Below are 18,292 nucleotides of genomic sequence, written 5' to 3'. Positions count from 1 at the left end.
GCGCGGCGCCGGCCGCGCGCCGCGTCAGTCGGTCTGCAGCAGGATGCCGTCGGCGATGGCGCGCTTGCGGAGCGCGACCTTCGTGCCGACGTCGTAACCGGCGACGCGGTACTTCTCGCGGATGCGCTTGAGGTAGCTCTTCGCGGTCTCCTCGGAGATGCCGAGCTGGAACGCGACCGCCTTCACCGGCTGCCCGGCGCCGTACAGCGCCATGACGCGCCGCTCCTGCGCCGACAGCTTCGGCGCCTGCACCGCGTCGGCGTCGGCGAGGGTCGTCTCGAGCTCGGGCGTGATGTACGAGTCGCCGAGCCGCGCCGCCCGGATCGCCTCGACGATCGTCTCGACCGGCTCCGACTTCACGAGGTAGCCGAGCGCGCCCGCGTTCAGCGCCTCGCGGACCACCGCGGGCTCCGAGTAGGTGCTCATCAGCATCGTCTGCACGCCGGCCGACTTCAGCATCGACAGCTTCAGGGAGACCGGGATGTTGTCGCGCAGGTCGAGGTCGAGGAGCACGACGTCGGCCGGGAACTCCGGATGCGCGAGCAGCTCCGACCAGGACGGCACCGCGGCCACGAGCTGGATGTCGGGCGCAGCACCCCGCAGCCACTCGGATAGGGCGCCGAGCAGCATGCGGTGATCGTCGACGATCGCCAGGCGGATCGGTGCGGCCGGTTCAGGCATTCATCTTCCCCTCGTTCGGGCGCCTCGAGGCGCCGAAGCGGCTGCCGGGGCGTTCGGGTCGACCGGGCAGACGAGTTCGATCCTGATCGAATCCGATGTGGACACGACCTCGTGACTTCCGAGACTACCGAGTGCATCCCAGATGGCGGGGTCCAGATGACGCCGCGCCACGCCGGAGACCTCGATCTCGATCGCGAGCGGGCCACGTTCGTCGTCGTCGAACGGCTCGCTGCGGACCCGCACGACCACCCTCGCGCCGGCCGCCCGGCGCGGGCGCCGCTCGCCGGCGATCAGCCAGAGCGTGAGCAGCAGACCGTCGCGCTGGGCCGGAGCGAGGACACCGGCGTCGCCCTCCGGGTCGTCGATCGTGACGCGGCGGCTGAGGTACGCCGACTCGGTGACGGCGTGCTTCAGCCAGGTGTCGCTGCGCCCCTCGATGAGGCGGACCCGCAGCTTCGCCGCGAGCGCGCCGGCCCGGAGCGCCGCGTCGGTCGGCAGCGGGATCGGCAGCCGTCCGGAGCCGACGTCCTCGAGCAGCGACTCGGCGTCGAAGTCGAGCCGTGCGAGCTCCTCCGAGGCGCGCATGCCGACCGCGCTGCGCGGGGTCTGCACCGTGCTCTGCACGAGCGAGAGGTCGAGCTCGCGCCCGACGAGCCGGCGGAACCCCACGATCGCGAGTGCGGCGACGACGACGGGCAGCACGGCGGACGCGGCGACCGCGACGCCGACGACGACGAGGGAGCCGGCGGCGGGCAGCTGCAGCAGGGAGACGATCGCGATCGCCGCGCCGATGACCCCGGCGACCACGACGGGCACGCGGCGGCCGCGCAGCGTCGTCACGGGCATCAGCACGACGGCGGATGCCGCGGCCGCCGTCGGCGCGACGCCGAGGTGCAGCAGGCCCTGGGTCGCGACGAGGTCGAGGCCAACCGGCACCGCGAGCGCGGTGAACAGCGCGAGGTAGACCCAGGCCGGCATCCGCGGCGAGAACAGCCGGGAGACGACGCCGCCGGCGAGGACGACCGCGAGCGCGATCCACGCCGCCCAGGGGTCCCGGCCGGCCGGATAGGCGCCGGCCGTGGCGAGGAGGTGCACGAAGTGCCCGGCGACGAGCACCGCCGCGGCGATCGTGATGCCCGCAGACATCCGCCGACCACCGTGGCGCTCGCGCATGTCGACGGCGGCGCGCGCCGAGCGCGCCGGTCGCCGGAACGAGCGTTCGATGGTCGAGTGCAGTCCGCTCACGGCTTCGGCACCTCGAGCATGACGGTCGTTCCGGCCCCTGGGGAGGAGAAGACCCTGGCGCGCCCGCCGACGGCGTGCAGACGGCCCACCACCGACTCGGCGAAGCCGAGCCGGCCGGGCTCGACCGCGTCGGTCTGGAAGCCGGTGCCGGCGTCGGTGATCATCGCGCGCACCGCACGCTCGTCGTCGGTGACCGTGACGTCCGCCTCGTTCACGCCGGAGTGCCGGCGCACGTTCTCGAGGCACTCGCCGAGCGCGCCGAGCAGCGCGTCGAGGCTGTCCCGGGGGAGCAGCAGTTGGCCGGCGCCGTGCCAGTTCACGTCGAGGCCCATCCGGGCGAAACGCTGGCGGACCGACTCGAAGGTCGAGCCGAGCGCGTCCTCGTCGGCCTCGGGCGCGTACATCGGGTGCGAGCCGACCTCGAGCGGCACGCCCAGGCGCAGCTGGCGCAGCAGGCGGGCGTCGTCGCGCGCCTGGTCGCGGAGGGCGGCCTGGCCCACGCCGACGCCGGAGTGCGCGAGGAGGCTGAGGGTCGCGAGCACGGTGTCGTGCAGCAGCCGGGCGTCCTGGCGCTGCTGCGACTCCGCCTCGCTCGCGAGGCGCTCCGCCTCGTGCGCCCGACCGACCTCGGAGATGCGGTCGGCGGCCCGGTCGATCGCGCGCGCCGTCCAGGTCGCGAGCAGGCCGCAGGCCGCCCAGCCCGCGATCGCGGCGACGATGGGCAGCAGCGAGCCGCGGCCGGCGACCGCGCCGATCCAGACGGCGATGACGACGACGGCGGCGAGGCTCGCGACGATGAGCTGACCGTGGCGTCGGGGGACGAGGGTCAGCGCGAGCGCGGCCGTCGCGGCGCCCGCGATGGCCGCGATGGCCGTCGATCCGGCCGGGCCCGGGGTGTCGAGGCCCACGAGGAGGATGGCGGCGACGCCCGCCGCCACCGCGCCGAGCGCCGGGCCGAGCTCGCCGCGTTCGGTGTGCAGCACGATCGCGCCGGCCACGAGCAGGATGAGCACGATGGCGACGATCCGGGCGATGAGGCCCGTGGAGTCCGGCACGAGCAGGCACAGCACCGCCCCGGCGCACCCGGAGAGGCCGGTCAGCCGCGCGATCCGGGCGAGGAGCCGATCGCGTTCGTTGTGGATGCGATGCACGATCTTCCTCAGCCGAACAAGGGCGCCCGCGACGGAAGCCCGATAGTCGAACCCTAGTGCAGAGCGGGCCGGTGGCGCTCGTTCGAGCGGCGACGCGCGCCCGCCGGAGGCTCAGGCGGCGAGCAGCGCCGCGATCGCGCGGCCCACGGCGTCGGACTCGATGAGGAAGGCGTCGTGGCCGTACTCGGAGTCGAGGACGACCGGGTCCGGCCCGTGCACACTGCGCCGCAGCTGCGCCGCGATCTCGCGCTGCCCGGCGAGCGGGAAGTACCGGTCGCTCTCGATGCCGAGCACGAGGCTCTTCGCCTCGATGCCGGCGAGCGCCGTCGCCGCCCCGCCGCGCCCTCGGCCGACGTCGTGCGAGTTCATCGCCTCGGTGAGCACGAGGTAGCTGTTCGCGTCGAAGCGCCGGGTGAACTTGTTGCCGTGGAAGTCGAGGTACGACTCGACGGCGAACCGGCCGCCGCCGCCGAGCGGGTCGAGGCCCGACTGCCAGCTGCGCGCGAAGCGGTCGTTGAGCTCGGTCGCCGTACGGTAGTTCAGCATCGCCATCCGGCGGGCGAGTGCGAGGCCCCGGCTCGGGCCTTCGCCGTCGGGGGCGTCGTAGTAGGCGCCGCCGGCGAAGGCGGGGTCGGAGCGGATGGCCTCGAGCTGCACCGAGTTCAGGGCGATCTGGTCCGCGGTCGCCGCGGGCGGGCCGGCGAGCACGGCGATCCGCTCGACCCGCTCGGGGGCGGTGATCGCCCACTCGAGCACGTGCATCGCGCCCATCGAGCCGCCCACGACGGCGGCGAAACGCTCGAGGCCGAGCTCGTCGGCGAGGGCCTGCTGCGCGGCGACCTGGTCGCGGATCGTCAGGAACGGGAATCGGCCGCCCCACTCGGCGCCGTCGGGCGCGAGGGAGGCCGGGCCGGTCGAGCCCTGGCAGCCGCCGAGCACGTTCGGGGCGATGACGAACCAGCGCTCGGTGTCGATCGCGCGGCCCGGGCCCACGACGTCCTCCCACCAGCCGGCGCTCGGGTGGCCGGGCCCAGCCGAGCCGAGCACGTGGCTGTCGCCCGTGAGCGCGTGCAGCACGAGCACGGCGTTGTCGCGCGCGGGGGAGAGTTCGCCCCAGGTCTCGTAGGCGATCGTGACCTCGGGCAGCGTCTCGCCGGACTCGAGCCGGACCGCGCCGATCTCGGCGAAGCGGCGGTCGCCGACCGGGTCGCCGATGCGCCAGGCGCCGGTCGCCGGGGCTCGGCCGAGCAGGCTGTGCGCCCGCGCCTCCGGCACGATGCTCGCCGGGACGACGTCCGCCTGCGTCTGCCAGTCCATGCCTTCGATTCTCCCCGAGCGCGCGGGGCGCGCGGGCATTGTTACGGTCGAGGCGTCCGGCCACCGTCGCCCTCGCACAACTCAGGAGGGCCAGCCAGGGGCGACGCGGATCGGGCGGATGACGACGGCCATAACCGGCAGATGTTCCTGAGTTGTGGAAGGGGAGACGACGGATGCCGCAGGCGTCGGCCTGCGGCATCCGGGTCGTGCTGGGCTTCGCGTTACGCGCGGAGCGCCTCCGAGGCGGCGCGGGCGGCGGCGAGGCCGGCCTCGAGGTCCGCCTTCAGGTCGTCGATGTTCTCGATGCCGACCGAGAGCCGCACGAGGCCCGGCGTCACGCCGCTCGTGAGCTGCTGCTCGGGCGTGAGCTGCGAGTGCGTCGTCGAGGCCGGGTGGATGACGAGCGAGCGCACGTCGCCGATGTTCGCGAGGTGCGAGAACAGCGAGAGGTTGTCGACGAGCGCGCGGCCCGCGTCGACGCCGCCCTTCAGCTCGAAGGACAGCACCGCGCCGACGCCCTTCGGGGCGTAGGTGTTCGCCGCCGCGTACCAGGGGCTCGAGGGCAGGCCGGAGTAGTTCACGCTCGCGACGTCCGGGTGGTCGTCGAGCCACTCGGCGATCTCCTGCGCGTTCTGCACGTGACGCTCGATGCGCAGCGACAGCGTCTCGATGCCCTGGATGAGCAGCCAGGCGCTGTTCGGCGAGATCGCCGCGCCCAGGTCGCGCAGCAGCTGCACGCGGGCCTTGATGATGTAGGCGAGGCCGTCGCCGACCGCGGCCGTGTAGCTCGCGCCGTGGTACGAGGGGTCGGGCTCGGTGAGGCCGGGGAACTTCTCGACGTTCTTCGACCACTCGAACTTCCCGCCGTCGACGATGATGCCGCCGATGGTGGTGCCGTGGCCGCCGAGGAACTTCGTCGCCGAGTGGATGACGATGTCCGCGCCGTGCTCGAACGGACGGATGAGGTACGGCGTCGCGATCGTGTTGTCGACGACGAGCGGGATGCCGGCGTCGTGCGCGATGCCCGACACGAGGCCGATGTCGAGCACGTTGATCTTCGGGTTGCCGATGGTCTCGGCGAAGAAGAGCTTCGTGTTCGGGCGCACCGCGCGGCGCCACTCCTCGGCGTCGTCCTGGTTCTCGACGAAGGTGGTCTCGATGCCGAGCTTCGCGAGCGTGTACTTGAAGAGGTTGTAGGTGCCGCCGTAGATCGAGCTCGACGAGACGATGTGGTCGCCCGCCTGCGCGATGTTCAGCACCGAGAAGGTCGCCGCCGACTGGCCGGAAGCGAGCAGCAGTGCGCCCGTGCCGCCCTCGAGCGCGGCGACCCGCTCCTCGACGACCGCCTGGGTCGGGTTCTGGATGCGGGTGTAGATGTTGCCGAACTCGGCGAGCGCGAAGAGGTTCTGCGCGTGCTCGGCATTGTCGAAGACGTACGAGGTCGTCTGGTAGATCGGGGTCGCGCGGGCCTTCGTGATCGGGTCGGGGGCGGCGCCGGAGTGGACCTGCTTGGTCTCGAAGCGCCAGTCGGCTGCGTTGCTCATCGAGCTCTCCTTCGGTTCGGCCGGCTCGGGTGGCCCGGCCGTGTTGCGACCACGCTAGGCGGGGCGCGCAGGCCGGGCAACGCGACCCGACACACGGCGTAACCGCTGACCGGCCGGCTCAGTCGCGCGGCGCGGGCGGGGCCGTGGGCGGCGTCGTACCGGCCGGGCCCGGCGGAAGGGCCTCCGGGGGGAGCACGATCGTGCCGGTCGCGGTCGACGGCTCCGGGCGGAACAGCCACCTGGCGCGCGGCTCGACGAGCGGGCGGAAGAGCCGGCGCACGGGTTTCAGCGACAGCACGATCGAGATGCCGACGCAGAATACGATCATCGCGGGCAGCACCCAGAACGGCTGATCGCCCTCGAGCACGCCCGACTCGCGGAACGGATAGAGCACGAAGCTGTGCAGCAGGTAGATGTACATCGTCGCGGCGCCGAACGGCGTGAACCAGTGCGCCCCGCGCGGCATGAGCGTGAGGAAGGCGACCGCGAGCACCATGGCGGCGAGGAGCAGACCGAGCCGGATGGCGCCCGTCCACGGCTCGTCGTAGCCGAGGTCGGGGTAGGACTCGTCGTAGAGCAGGAACCGGCGGAGCTTCATGTCGCGCCACCACTCGATCGCGCTCGGCATGGCGATGAGCACCGCGGCGAACAGCGCGATCGCCCCCGCGCGCCAGCGCCAGGCCACGCGGGCGGGCAGCGCCAACCAGCGGCCGGTGATGCGCCACTGCCGCAGCTTCCACCCGAAGACGAAGAACGGCAGCATGCCGAAGGTGCGGCTGAGGGCGAGCGTCGAGTCGATCGTCTCCGAGTAGCCGGCGGCGACGGAGATCGCGATCGCGATGAGCAGGGGCGCCCGCAGCACCACCAGGTAGGGCAGCGCGACGCGCCACACCGCGAGCGCGATGAGGAACCAGAGCGTCCACGACGGCGTCGCGTAGTCGAGCCCGACCCCGGTGCCGAGGAGGAATCGCAGCACCGTCCAGATCGTCTCGAAGATCAGGTACGGCAGCACGATGTCGGTGATCACCTGGCGGATCGACCGGGCCGTCGGCGGCCCCGACTTCGCGAAGTAGCCCGAGACCGTGACGAACACCGCCACATGGAAGGAGTAGATGAACAGGTAGACGCTGTACGCCGAGTTGGACTCGCCGATGAGCGGCAGGATGCCGTGACCGACGACGACGAGGACGATCGCGATCCACCTCGCGTTGTCCCACAGCGGCACCCGTTTCTTCTGGTGCGGCTGGGACTTCGTCGGCGTCGTCGGCGTGGAAGGCATCGCCCCATTGTTCCAGCACGGGCAGAATAGGCGCATGAACGGCAGGCGGGCAGTGGTCACCGGGGCGAGCTCGGGCATCGGCGAAGCCACGGTGCGGGCGCTCCGCGCAGGCGGCTGGGAGGTGGTCGCCGTCGCGCGGCGCGCGGATCGGCTGCGCGCGCTCGCCGAGGAGACGGGGGCCGCGTTCGTCGTCTGCGACGTCACCAGGCAGGACGACGTCGACGCCCTCGCCGCCGAGCTCGCCCGGGGCGGGCCCGTGCACGGGCTCGTGAACAACGCGGGCGGGGCCAAGGGGGTCGCCTCCGTCGAGGCATCCGATCCCGAGGACTGGCGCTGGATGTTCGAGGTGAACGTGCTCGGGCTGCAGCGCGTCACCGCGGCGCTCCTGCCGCTGCTGCGGCAGGGGGCCGCGGAGCGCGGCGTCGCCGACCTCGTCAACGTCACCTCGATCGCCGGGCACGTACCGTACGCGGGCGGAGGCGGGTACAACGCCGCGAAGTCGGCCGCCCACGCCGTCACCGCGGTGCTGCGGCTGGAGTTGAACGGCGAACCGATCCGCGTCGTGGAGGTCGCGCCCGGCATGGTGCGCACCGAGGAGTTCTCGCTCGTGCGCTACGGCGGCGACCGGGAGAAGGCGGAGGCCGTCTACGCCGGAGTGGCGGAGCCGCTCGCCGCCGAGGACGTCGCCGCGGTCATCGCCGACGCGATGGGCAAACCCAGGCACGTCGATCTCGACCTCATCGTCGTGAAACCTGTGGCGCAGGCCGCCCCGCACCTGCTGGCGCGGGGACCGCTCGAGGTGCGGACCGGGCGATGAGCGGGACGGGCGGGGGCGAGCGCGATCGTGAGACCGCCCGCCGCCGCGCCTGGGAGGACCGCACGACCGGGCCGCTCGTCGTGCTCGGGATCGGGTTCCTCGTCGCCTACGCGACCCTCGTGCTCACGGAGGCGCTGCCGCCCTGGCTCGTGCTGACGCTGCAGCTGCTGCTCATCCTCTCCTGGGCGACCTTCGTCGTCGACGTCGTCGTGCGCTGCGCGCTCACCCCGCGCGGGCACCGGATCGCGTTCCTCGCGCACCACCCGCTCGACGTGCTCTCGGCGCTGCTGCCGGTGTTCCGGGCGCTTCGCGTGGTGAGTCTCGTGCACCGGGTGCGGTTCTTCCGGGGCCATGGCGGCGACGCGTTCCGCGCGCGGGTCGTCTCCTCGATGCTCGTCTACGCCGTCGTCTTCATCGTCTTCATCGCGCTCGCCACGCTGAACGTCGAGCGCGACGCTCCGGGCGCGACGATCCAGAGCTTCGGCGACGCGATCTGGTGGGCCTGCGTCACGATCGCCACCGTGGGCTACGGCGATATGTACCCGGTGACGGTGACCGGGCGCATCTTCGCCGTCATGCTGATGATCGGCGGCATCGCGATCGTCGGCACCGCCTCGGCCACGATCGTCTCGCTGTTCACCGAGCGCCTCGGGCAGCTCCGCGAGCGGCCGCACGAGGAGCGCGAGCGCCCGCACGAGGGACGGACCGCGGATGCCGGGGCGGCCCCCGACGCCGTACCCTTGCAGGATGACCTTCGACGCGAATGACGCGGCCATCGGCGAACCCGATGTGCGTCGCGAGATCCTCGGCTGGGACCAGTTCGGCGAGGCGGCGAGGACCCTCGCCGCGGACGTGCTCGGGTCGGGGTTCCGCCCCGACGTCGTCATCGCGATCGCCCGCGGCGGGCTGCTGCTGGCCGGCGCGATCTCGTACGCGCTCGGCACCAAGCAGTGCGGCTCCATCAACGTGGAGTTCTACACCGACATCGAGCAGGTCCTGCCCGAGCCGATCGTGCACCCGCCGATGCTCGACGCCCCCGCGCTCGCCGGCCTGAAGGTGCTGCTCGTCGACGACGTCTCCGACTCGGGCCGCACGCTCGCGAAGGTGCTCGAACTGCTCACCGACGTCGGCTCGGAGGTGCGCACGGCGACGCTCTACACGAAGTCGCGCACGGTGCTCGTGCCGGACTACAGCTACCGGGCCACCGACGACTGGATCGTCTTCCCGTGGTCGGCGCAGCCGCCGGTGCAGGTCACCGCGTGAGCGTCCACCTGCTGGGCGGCGGCGCGCTGGAGCCGGCGGACGCCCCGCTGTACGCCCCGTTCCTCGCCGAGGCGGCGACGCGGGCCCGCGCGGCCGGCCGCACCGTGCCCCGCGTCGCGATCGTGTCGATCCACCCGGGCGGTCCGGAGCGGGCCGAGGTGCTGCGCGTCGTGCTCGCCGCGGCCGGCGAGGTCGAGACCCACGTGACGAGCTCGCCCGGCGGCGAGCCGCTCGCGCTCACCGCGATCGCGGACGTCGACGGCATCCTCGTCGGCGGCGGCATCGTGGAACAGGTGCGCGCCGGGCTCGAACCGCTCTTCGGCGAGCTGCGGCGTCAGGTCGCGGGCGGCGTGCCCTACCTCGGCGTCTCGGCCGGCGCCATGATCGCGGCCGAGGGCGCGCTCGGCGGCGGCTCCCGCATCGACGGGGTGCTGGTCGCGCCCGAGGACCCGGCCGAGCCCGGCCCCGAGTTCGAGGTGGACGCCGGCATCGGCCTCGTCGACGTCGCGATCGACGCGCACGTCGCGCAGCGCGGCACCCTCTCCCGGCTCGTGGCCGCCGTGGAGTCCGGGCTCATCGACGGCGCCCTCGGCATCGACGAGCGCACGGTGCTCATCGTCGGCGAGGGCGGGCTGCGCGTCGAGGGCGACGGCAGTGTGTGGCGCGTGCTCCCCGGCGACGGCGGCGTCCTCGTCTCGACGATCGGCGCCTGATGGCGCCCGCGAAGACCCTGCCCGAGCTCGCCGAGGCCGGCCTCATCGACCCGGGCTGGGCGGCCGCGCTCGAGCCGGTCGCCCCGCGCATCGCCGAGCTCGGCGAGTTCCTGCGCGCCGAGCAGGCCGCCGGTCACGGCTACCTGCCGGCGGGGGACCGCGTCCTGCGCGCGTTCTCGCAGCCGATCGACGACGTCCGGGTGCTCATCGTCGGGCAGGACCCGTACCCGACGCCGGGGCATCCGATCGGGCTGAGCTTCGCCGTGGAGGCGCACGTGCGACCGGTACCGCGCAGTCTCGGCAACATCTACAAGGAACTGCGCGACGACCTCGGCGTCGAGCCGCCGGCGCACGGCGACCTCGGTGCCTGGAGCCGCAACGGCGTCATGCTGTTGAACCGGGTGCTGACCGTGCGCCCCGGCACGCCGGCCTCGCACCGCGGCAAGGGCTGGGAGGCGGTCACCGACCACGCCATCCGCACCCTCGTTGCTCGGGGCACGCCGCTCGTCGCGATCCTCTGGGGGCGCGACGCGCAGTCGCTGAAACCGCTGCTCGGCCAGACCCCGACGATCGAGTCGGTGCACCCCAGCCCGCTCTCCGCCTCGCGCGGCTTCTTCGGCTCGAAGCCGTTCAGCCGGGCGAACGCGCTGCTCGAGGCCCAGGGCGGCGCCCCGGTCGACTGGTCGCTGCCCGCCTGAGCCGCGCCGCCGGCTCGGCCGACTCCGCCGGCTCGGCCGACTCCGCCGGCTCGGCCGCCGAAACGCGCCCGCAACACCGGACGCGTAGGCTGGCCGCCATGCTCGAGGAGGAATACCAGCAGCGGCGCGTGCCGCCGCCGCATCTGCGACCGGCTGCGCCCGCCGAGCCGCCGTTCGAGTACGTCATCCGGCCGGCGACGCCCGCCGACCTGCCGAGCGTGCGGGAGATCTACAACTACTACGTCGCGAACTCCACGGTGACCTTCGACGAGGACCCGATGACCCTCCGCGAGTGGCGGCAGAAGTTCGCCATGCTCGACAAGCTCGGCCTGCCGTTCCTCGTCGCAGAGTCGCCGTCCGGTCAGCTGCTCGGCTACGCGCTCGCCGCTCCCTGGCGCCAGCGGCGGGCGTACCGGTACACAGCGGAGAACTCGATCTACCTCGGCCCCGCGGCATCCGGCAAGGGGCTCGGCCGCGCGCTGCTGACGGCCCTCCTCGATGCGTCGACCGCGGCGGGGCTCCGCGAGATGATCGCGGTCATCGCCGACCAGGGCGCCGAGGCCTCGCTCGCGCTGCACGAGAAGTTCGGCTTCGTCGAGATCGGCCGCATGGGGCGCGTCGGCTTCAAGTTCGACCGCTGGCTCGGCACGGTGCTGATGCAGAAGAACCTGCGCTGAGCGCGCAGACCGCCGTCGGTCGTAGGCTCGACGGATGAGCGACCCGGTGGAACTGCACGAAGCGACCGCCCTCGAACTGCACCAGCTGCTCCAGCGCGGCGAGGTCTCGCCGAGCGAGCTCGCGGCGCACTTCCTCGCCCGCATCGAGCGGCTGGGCCCCCGGGTCGGCGCCTTCGCCCACGTCGACGCGGAGGCCGCGCTCGAGCGCGCGCGCCTCGTCGAGCGGGAGGTGCCGCGGACCGCGCCGCTCTGGGGGATGCCGCTCGCGGACAAGGACCTGCAGCTGCGCGCGGGGATGCCGGCCCGCTTCGGCTCCCGCGCCTTCGCCGACTTCGTGCCCGCGGAGTCCGATGCGCTCGTGCGCGACGTCGACCGTGCCGGCGCCGTGAGCCTCGGCAAGACCGCGACGCCCGAGTTCGGGCTGCCGTCGTACACGGAGGGGCTCGCCTTCCCGCCCGCCCGCACGCCCTGGGACCTCGCGCGCGGCGCCGGCGGCTCGAGCGGCGGCGCCGCGGCGGCCGTCGCGGCCGGGCTGCTGCCGTTCGCGCCCGGCTCGGACGGCGGCGGCTCGATCCGCATCCCGGCCGCCTCCTGCGGGCTGGTGGGGCTGAAGCCGTCGCGGGGGCGGGTGCCGGGCGGGTCCGGGATCGGCAGCCTCGCCGGCCTCGGCGTGGCCGGCCCGATCGCGCGCACCGTCGCGGACGCCGCGCTGCTGCTGGACGGCCTGGTCGCTCCGGCCGGGTACCCGGCGGAGCATCCCTTCGCCCTCCGCGCCCCCGGCTCCGACGGCCCGTTCCTCGGTGCCGCGATCCGCGGCGAGGGCCGCTATCAGCTCGGGGTGATGACCGAGACCCCGTGGGACGACTTCACCGAGATCGTCGTCGAGCCCGAGGCGCACGCCGCACTCGAGCGCGGCATCGAGCTCGCCGACCGGCTCGGGCACGGCGTCGAGGCCGTTCCGCCGGCGCCCGAGCCCGGCTACGCCGACGCGTTCCGCGCCGTCTGGCAGGCGGGCGCGGGCGGCATCCCGGTGCAGGGCGAGGGGGAGGAGCTGCTCGAGCCGCTCACCCGCTGGCTGCTCCGCCGCGGCCGCGCCCTGCCCGCGACCGAGCTCGTCGCGGCGCTGTCGTGGCTCTCGGACTACGAGCAGCGCGTCATCCGCCGCCTCGCGAGCTACGACGCGGTGCTCACCCCGGCGCTCGCGATGACGCCGCGCCCCGTCGGCTGGTACGACGCGGAGGACGGCGAGCGCAACTTCGCCCAGCAGGTCGCGTTCACGCCGTTCACCTCCTTCGTGAACGTCACGGGGCTGCCCGCGATCACCGTGCCGGTGACGTTCACCGAGGGCGGGCTGCCGATGGGGGTCCAGCTGATCGGGCGGCCGGGCGGCGAGGCCGTGCTGCTGTCGATCGCGGCGCAGTTCGAGCGCCGTGCCGGTGTCGTGGGGCGGCGTCCGCAGGTCTGGTGAGCGGCCCCGCCCCGCCCGTCGGGCGCCGCCTCGCCCGCTCCGTCGCCCCGCCCGGCCCGCCCGCCCTGCCCCGTCCACCCCGCCCCGCCGCCTTTCGAGAACTCAGGAACGCGTTCCGGGCAGGCGCGGAATCTCGGGCCTCCGCGAAATGCACGGCGGCCATAACGGGCAGATGTTCCTGAATTGTCTCTTCGCCCCGGCGGAGTGGTGTGTAAGACTTAGGTAATGCTTACCTCAGTAGCGGAGTCGATCGTCCGCTCGCGACCGGCGTACCGCAGCTTCCCCGCCGCCGTCGCGCGGGTCGAGCGACTGTCGCCCCACTTCGTCCGGGTGACGTTCGCGGGGGAGGAGCTCGCCGACTTCGGCACCGCCGGCCTCGACCAGCGGGTGAAGCTCGTCTTCCCCATCGAGGGCCGCGGCTTCGCCGACTTCCCCGAGGGGGAGGACTGGTACCGCGCCTGGCGGGAGCTGCCCGCCGAGCGGCGCAACGTGTTCCGCACCTACACGGTGCGCGCCGTGCGCCCGCACCGCCGGGAGGTCGACGTCGACTTCGCCCTGCACGGCGACCTCGGACCCGCCTCCGCCTGGGCCGCCCGCGCGAGCGCCGGCGACGAGCTCATCATCATCGGGCCCGACGAGCGCAGCCCCGAGCGCACCGTGGGCATCGACTTCCGCCCGGGCGCGGTCGACACCGTGCTGCTCGCCGGCGACGAGACCGCGGCGCCCGCCATCTGCGCGATTCTCGAGCAGCTCCCCGCCGACGCCTCGGGCGCCGCCATCATCGAGGTGCCGACCGCCGACGACGTGCTGCCGGTCGCCGCGCCGCCCGCCGTCGAGGTGCGCTGGCTCGCCCGCTCCTCGGCCGACGCGGTGCACGGGGAGCGGCTGATCCCCGCAGTGCGCGACTGGGTCGTGCGGGCGACGACGCCGAGCGGCTCGGGCGAGGCGGCCGCCGCCGCAGATGCCTCGGGGGCCGCCGCGCTCGCCGCGGCCGAGCGGGCCGACGGCGACGACGTGCCGCTCTGGGACGTGCCGGAGGGTCGGAGCCTCGACGGGGCCTGCTACGCGTGGCTCGCCGGCGAGGCATCCGTCATCACGGCGCTGCGCCGCTTCCTCGTGCGCGACGCCGGTCTCGACCGGCGCCAGGTCGCGTTCATGGGCTACTGGCGGCGCGGTCGCGCCGAGCTGGAGTGATGCGCGCCGCCACCACGGGCCCGTCCTCGGTTTCCGCGCCCGCCCCGCGTCGGCCGACCCGCTCCCGGCCCGGCCGGGTCGTGCTGGTCTTCGGCCTCGCGGCCCTGGTGCTCGTGCTGATGGTGCTCGCGAGCCTCGCCTTCGGCGTCCGGGCGATGGACCCAGCACAGGTCTGGCGGGCGATCTTCTCGCCCGACACGGCCGACCCGGACCAGTTCGTCGTGCTGCAGCTGCGCGTGCCGCGCACGGTCATCGGGCTCGCCGCGGGCGTCGCGCTCGGCCTCGCGGGCACGGTGATCCAGGGCGTCACCCGGAACCCGATCGCCGATCCCGGCCTGCTCGGCATCAACGCCGGCGCCTCGTTGGCGGTCGTGCTGGGCATCTCCTTCGTCGGGATCGTCGACCCGCTCGGCTACATCTGGCTCGCCTTCGCCGGGGCCGGGCTCGCGGCCGTCGCGGTGTTCTCGATCGGCCGCGGGGAACCCGTGCGGCTCGCACTCGTCGGCGCGGCCGTCACGGCGTTCATCACGCCGCTCATCGCGCTCGTGCTGCTGCAGGACACCGAGGCGTTCAACCAGTACCGCTTCTGGGCGGTGGGCTCGTTGACGGGGCGCGAGCTCGCGACGGTCGGCGTGCTCTGGCCGTTCCTGCTCGTCGGCGCCGTGCTGGCGTTCTTCCTCGCGCACCGGCTCAACCTCCTCGCCCTCGGCGAGGACGTCGCGAGCGCCCTGGGGCAGCGCGTCGGCGTCACCCGCGGCCTCGCGGGCGTCGCGATCGTGCTGCTCTGCGGCACCGCGACGGCCCTCGCCGGCCCGATCGCCCTCGTCGGGCTCGTCGTGCCGCATGCGGCGCGCCGGCTGGTCGGCAGCGACTACCGCCTCGTCATGCCGCTCGCGCTGCTGCTCGGGCCGATCATGCTGCTCGCCGCCGACGTGCTCGGCCGGCTCGTCGTGCCGAACTCGGAACTCGAGGCGGGCGTCGTCGCGGCCTTCCTCGGCGCGCCCGTGCTCATCGCGGTCGCCCGCAGCCGGAAGGTGGCCGGGTTGTGACCGCCGTGGGAGTGCGCCCCGGCCGCGCGGAGGCGTCGCCCGGCGTCGGACGGCTGCACGAGGTGCGCCGTCGTCGTCGCCGTCGCGGGCTCGCGGTCGTGCTCGTCGTCGCGGCGCTCGGGCTCGCCGTCGCGCTCGTGGCCGCGTCGCTCGGCGCGGCGGCCGTCTCGCCCGACCGGGTGCTCGCGGTGCTGCTCGGGCAGGGCGAGAAGGTGGAGCGCTTCGTCGTGCTCGAACTCCGCCTGCCGCGGATCGTGGCGGCCCTCGTCGTCGGCTGGGCCTTCGGGCTCGCCGGCTCGGTGTTCCAGGCGGTGCTGCGCAACCCGCTCGCGAGCCCCGACATCCTCGGCATCTCCTCCGGGGCGAGCCTCGGCGCCGTCTGGGCCATGCTCGGGCTCGGCCTCGCCGGCATCTGGGTCACGGGCTTCGCCTTCGCCGGCGGACTGCTCGTCGCCGTCATCATCTGGGCCGTCGCGTGGCGGCAGGGCCTGCACGGCATCCGCTTCGTGCTCGTCGGCGTCGGCCTCGCCTACGTCTGCGGTTCGGCGGTCAGCTGGCTGCTCGCCCGCGGCGACGTGCGGCAGGCGCAGCAGGCGCTGCACTGGACGGTCGGCAGCGTCGCGGACGTGCGCGGCGACGACCTCGCGGGCCTCCTCCTCGGGGTCGCCGTGATGTCGCTCGTCGTCGCGCTCGCCTCGCGCATGCTCGCGGTGCTCGCGCTCGGCGACGACCACGCCTCGTCGCTCGGAGCCCGGGCGCACGCGGGCCGCGTGGTGCTGCTGGCCGCGGCCGTCGGGCTCGTCGCCGTCGCCGCCGCGATCGCGGGGCCGATCGCCTTCGTCGCACTCATCGCCCCCGCCATCGCTCGCCGGCTCGTCGGCGGCGGCGGCGCGGCGCTCCTCGCCGCGGCCGTCGTCGGCGGCGTGCTGACGCTCTCCGCCGACGTCGTCGGCCAGTTCGCGATCCCGGGGCTGATGGCCCCCGTCGGCATCGTCACCGGCCTGATCGGCGCCCCCTATCTGCTCTGGCTGCTCGCCCGCACCGAGAGGACCCGCGCATGACCCCCCGGGCACGCACCGTCGACCCGGCCGTGGAGGCCGGCTCGGTTCCAGCCGACGCCGGGCCGGTCCCGGTCGAGGCATCCGCGCCCCGTCCGTCCGCCGACGCCTCCGGCCCCTCGGACCGCGCCGACCACCGCGCCGGCCACCCCATCGGCCTCGCCGCCGAGGGCGTGAGCCTCGGCTACGACGGCCGCCGCATCGTCGAGGACCTCTCGCTGCGGCTGCCGGCGGGACGGATCACGGCGATCGTCGGCCCGAACGCGTGCGGCAAGTCGACGCTGCTGCGCGGCCTCGCGCGACTGCATCCGCTCGAGGCCGGCCGCGTCACGCTCGATGGGCAGGACGTCGGACGGATGCCGCGTCGCGAGCTCGCCCGCCGGCTCGGCGTGCTGCCCCAGTCCTCGGTCGCCCCGGACGGCGTGCGCGTCGCCGACCTCGTGGGGCGCGGGCGCTACCCGCACCAGGGCTGGTTCGGTCGGCATTCGAGCGGCGACGACCTGGCGGTGGCCGAGGCGCTCGAGGCGACCGGGATGGCCGAACTCGCCGACCGGCCGATCGACGAACTCTCCGGCGGGCAGCGGCAACGGGTCTGGATCGCGATGGTGCTGGCGCAACAGCCCGAGGTGATGCTGCTCGACGAGCCCACCACCTACCTCGACCTGGCCCATCAGCTCGAACTTCTGGACCTCCTCACCGCGCTGAACCGCGAGCGCGGCACGACGATCGTGATGGTGCTGCACGAGCTGAACCTGGCGGCACGCTACGCCGACCACCTCGTCGTGATGTCGGGTGGTCGCGTGGTGGCCGAGGGGGAGCCCGCCCGCGTGCTCGACCGCGACACGGTGCACGGCGCGTTCGGGCTCTCGGCGGAGGTGATCGACGACCCGGTCTCCGGCGGTCCGCTCATCGTGCCGATCGGACGGTTCCACTCGGCGCCGGTCGTCACGGAGCGCAACGCGGGTTCCGAATCCACTCTCGGTTAGGTTAGCCTGTCCTTATCATCCCCTGATCGACTCGAGGAGTCCCCGTGCGTCTTCGCCGTTCCCTGATCGCCGTGGCCGGTGCCGCCGTCGCCGCGATCGCCCTGTCCGCCTGCGCCGGCGGGAGCACCGAGCCCGCGGCGAGCGACGCGCCCGTCACCGGCGAGGGCTTCCCGATCACCATGGAGCACGCCCTCGGCGAGACCGTGATCGACCAGGCGCCCGAGCGCGTCGCCACCTGGGGATGGGGGTCGACCGAGGCGGCCATCGCCCTCGGCGTCTACCCCGTCGCGATCGGCGAGCAGATCTGGACCGTCGGCGCCGGCAACTACCTGCCCTGGGTCGAGGCCGCCTACGAGGACGCCGGCGTCGAGCTGCCCGCCCTGCTGAGCGACCCCGAGGGCGGCGCGACCGTGCCCTACGAGGAGTTCATCGAGGCCGACCCCGACCTGATCCTGGCGCCGTACTCCGGCCTCACGCAGGAGCAGTACGACACCCTCTCCGAGATCGCCCCCGTCGTCGCCTATCCCGAGGCGCCGTGGACCACCCCGTGGGACGAGGAGATCCGCATCACCGCCGAGGCGCTCGGCCTCGCCGAGCAGGGCGACGAGCTGCTCGCCTCGATCTCCGACCAGCTCGCGGAGACCGCCGCAGCGCACCCCGAGTTCGCGGGCAAGACCTTCGCCGGCATCTGGGACGGCGACGGCTTCGTCTCGGTCTACACCGCGGCCGACTCGCGCATCGAGGTGCTCACCGAGCTCGGCCTCGAGGTCGCGCCGAGCGTGTCGAAGCTCGACACGAGCGACGGCGGCTTCTACTACGAACTCAGCTACGAGCAGCTCGACCAGCTCGACGCCGACTTCATCGTGAGCTACCACTCCTCGAAGGAGGAGGCCGACGCCTTCCTCACCAAGCCCGAGGTGCAGGCCATCCCCGCCGTCGCCGCGGGGAAGGTCGCCCAGGTCTCCGACCCGGTCACGGTCTCCTCGGTCTCGCCGCCGACCGCGCTCAGCTTCGACTGGGAGGGCGGCCTGCCCACGCTCGTCGACGCGATCGCGGCGGCGCTCGCCAAGTAGGCGGGCAGACGCCACGGGAACGGCCCGGATGCCTCGAGGCATCCGGGCCGTTCCGTGTTCGCGCCATCTCCACCCCGTT

18 protein-coding genes are annotated in these 18,292 nt (G+C 73.9%); 12 read left to right on the top strand and 6 right to left on the bottom strand.

What is annotated here, in order from left to right; translation table 11 throughout:
* Positions 1-24: 24 nt before the first annotated feature.
* The 6 genes from MTP13_RS16860 to MTP13_RS16835 form a co-directional block, all read right to left on the bottom strand.
* The gene (locus MTP13_RS16860) at positions 25-681 is read right to left on the bottom strand and encodes a response regulator transcription factor (RefSeq protein ID WP_189086340.1); all 657 of its coding nucleotides are present in this window, start codon (positions 679-681) and stop codon (positions 25-27) included.
* Positions 682-1,926, bottom strand: a complete 1,245-nt coding sequence (locus MTP13_RS16855) for a hypothetical protein (protein WP_243568804.1) — start codon at positions 1,924-1,926, stop codon at positions 682-684.
* A complete protein-coding gene (locus MTP13_RS16850) occupies positions 1,923-3,077 on the bottom strand; it encodes a sensor histidine kinase (protein WP_243568803.1) in 1,155 nt (384 codons plus the stop codon). Before MTP13_RS16850 ends, MTP13_RS16855 begins: the two co-directional genes overlap by 4 nt.
* A 111-nt stretch (positions 3,078-3,188) precedes the next feature.
* Positions 3,189-4,394: a homoserine O-acetyltransferase MetX gene (gene metX, locus MTP13_RS16845; protein WP_243568802.1), complete on the bottom strand. Its 1,206-nt coding sequence runs from the start codon at positions 4,392-4,394 to the stop codon at positions 3,189-3,191.
* 221 nt (positions 4,395-4,615) lie between these two features.
* The gene (locus MTP13_RS16840) at positions 4,616-5,938 is read right to left on the bottom strand and encodes a bifunctional o-acetylhomoserine/o-acetylserine sulfhydrylase (RefSeq protein ID WP_243568801.1); all 1,323 of its coding nucleotides are present in this window, start codon (positions 5,936-5,938) and stop codon (positions 4,616-4,618) included.
* Positions 5,939-6,056: 118 nt separating this feature from the next.
* Positions 6,057-7,217 carry an acyltransferase family protein gene (locus MTP13_RS16835; RefSeq protein ID WP_243568800.1) on the bottom strand — a complete coding sequence of 387 codons (1,161 nt, stop codon included), beginning with the start codon at positions 7,215-7,217 and terminating at the stop codon, positions 6,057-6,059.
* 34 nt (positions 7,218-7,251) lie between these two features.
* On the opposite strand from MTP13_RS16835, the gene MTP13_RS16830 reads away from it, so the two are divergent.
* The 12 genes from MTP13_RS16830 (at position 7,252) to MTP13_RS16775 (ending at position 18,213) form a co-directional block, all read left to right on the top strand.
* Positions 7,252-8,034 carry an SDR family oxidoreductase gene (locus tag MTP13_RS16830; RefSeq protein WP_243568799.1) on the top strand — a complete coding sequence of 261 codons (783 nt, stop codon included), beginning with the start codon at positions 7,252-7,254 and terminating at the stop codon, positions 8,032-8,034.
* The gene (locus tag MTP13_RS16825; protein ID WP_243568798.1) at positions 8,031-8,801 is read left to right on the top strand and encodes a potassium channel family protein; all 771 of its coding nucleotides are present in this window, start codon (positions 8,031-8,033) and stop codon (positions 8,799-8,801) included. Before MTP13_RS16830 ends, MTP13_RS16825 begins: the two co-directional genes overlap by 4 nt.
* Positions 8,782-9,297, top strand: coding sequence for a phosphoribosyltransferase (locus tag MTP13_RS16820; protein WP_243568797.1), 516 nt, complete (start codon positions 8,782-8,784; stop codon positions 9,295-9,297). The genes MTP13_RS16825 and MTP13_RS16820 overlap by 20 nt, the downstream gene beginning before the upstream one ends.
* Positions 9,294-10,010 (top strand): Type 1 glutamine amidotransferase-like domain-containing protein, encoded by a 717-nt coding sequence (locus tag MTP13_RS16815; protein ID WP_243568796.1) that lies wholly within the window; start codon positions 9,294-9,296, stop codon positions 10,008-10,010. The genes MTP13_RS16820 and MTP13_RS16815 overlap by 4 nt, the downstream gene beginning before the upstream one ends.
* Positions 10,010-10,708, top strand: a complete 699-nt coding sequence (locus MTP13_RS16810) for a uracil-DNA glycosylase (RefSeq protein WP_243568795.1) — start codon at positions 10,010-10,012, stop codon at positions 10,706-10,708. Before MTP13_RS16815 ends, MTP13_RS16810 begins: the two co-directional genes overlap by 1 nt.
* Before the next feature lie 98 nt (positions 10,709-10,806).
* Entirely contained in the window at positions 10,807-11,385 is a 579-nt protein-coding gene (locus tag MTP13_RS16805; protein ID WP_243568794.1) for a GNAT family N-acetyltransferase, read from the top strand.
* Positions 11,386-11,419: 34 nt separating this feature from the next.
* Complete coding sequence (locus tag MTP13_RS16800) at positions 11,420-12,853, top strand: amidase (RefSeq protein WP_243568793.1); 1,434 nt, start codon at positions 11,420-11,422, stop codon at positions 12,851-12,853.
* A gap of 225 nt (positions 12,854-13,078) precedes the next feature.
* The gene (locus tag MTP13_RS16795) at positions 13,079-14,047 is read left to right on the top strand and encodes a siderophore-interacting protein (protein ID WP_243568792.1); all 969 of its coding nucleotides are present in this window, start codon (positions 13,079-13,081) and stop codon (positions 14,045-14,047) included.
* Positions 14,047-15,096, top strand: coding sequence for a FecCD family ABC transporter permease (locus MTP13_RS16790; RefSeq protein WP_243568791.1), 1,050 nt, complete (start codon positions 14,047-14,049; stop codon positions 15,094-15,096). The genes MTP13_RS16795 and MTP13_RS16790 overlap by 1 nt, the downstream gene beginning before the upstream one ends.
* Complete coding sequence (locus MTP13_RS16785) at positions 15,093-16,157, top strand: FecCD family ABC transporter permease (protein ID WP_243568790.1); 1,065 nt, start codon at positions 15,093-15,095, stop codon at positions 16,155-16,157. Before MTP13_RS16790 ends, MTP13_RS16785 begins: the two co-directional genes overlap by 4 nt.
* On the top strand, positions 16,154-17,140 hold the full coding sequence (locus MTP13_RS16780) for an ABC transporter ATP-binding protein (RefSeq protein WP_243568789.1): 987 nt from the start codon (positions 16,154-16,156) through the stop codon (positions 17,138-17,140). Before MTP13_RS16785 ends, MTP13_RS16780 begins: the two co-directional genes overlap by 4 nt.
* A 44-nt stretch (positions 17,141-17,184) precedes the next feature.
* Positions 17,185-18,213, top strand: coding sequence for an iron-siderophore ABC transporter substrate-binding protein (locus tag MTP13_RS16775; protein ID WP_243568788.1), 1,029 nt, complete (start codon positions 17,185-17,187; stop codon positions 18,211-18,213).
* Positions 18,214-18,292 lie beyond the last annotated feature (79 nt).

The sequence above is a fragment of the Agromyces soli genome (genome assembly GCF_022811605.1).
Taxonomy (GTDB): Bacteria; Actinomycetota; Actinomycetes; order Actinomycetales; family Microbacteriaceae; genus Agromyces; species Agromyces soli.
This window is presented reverse-complemented; position numbering and strand designations above follow the sequence as displayed.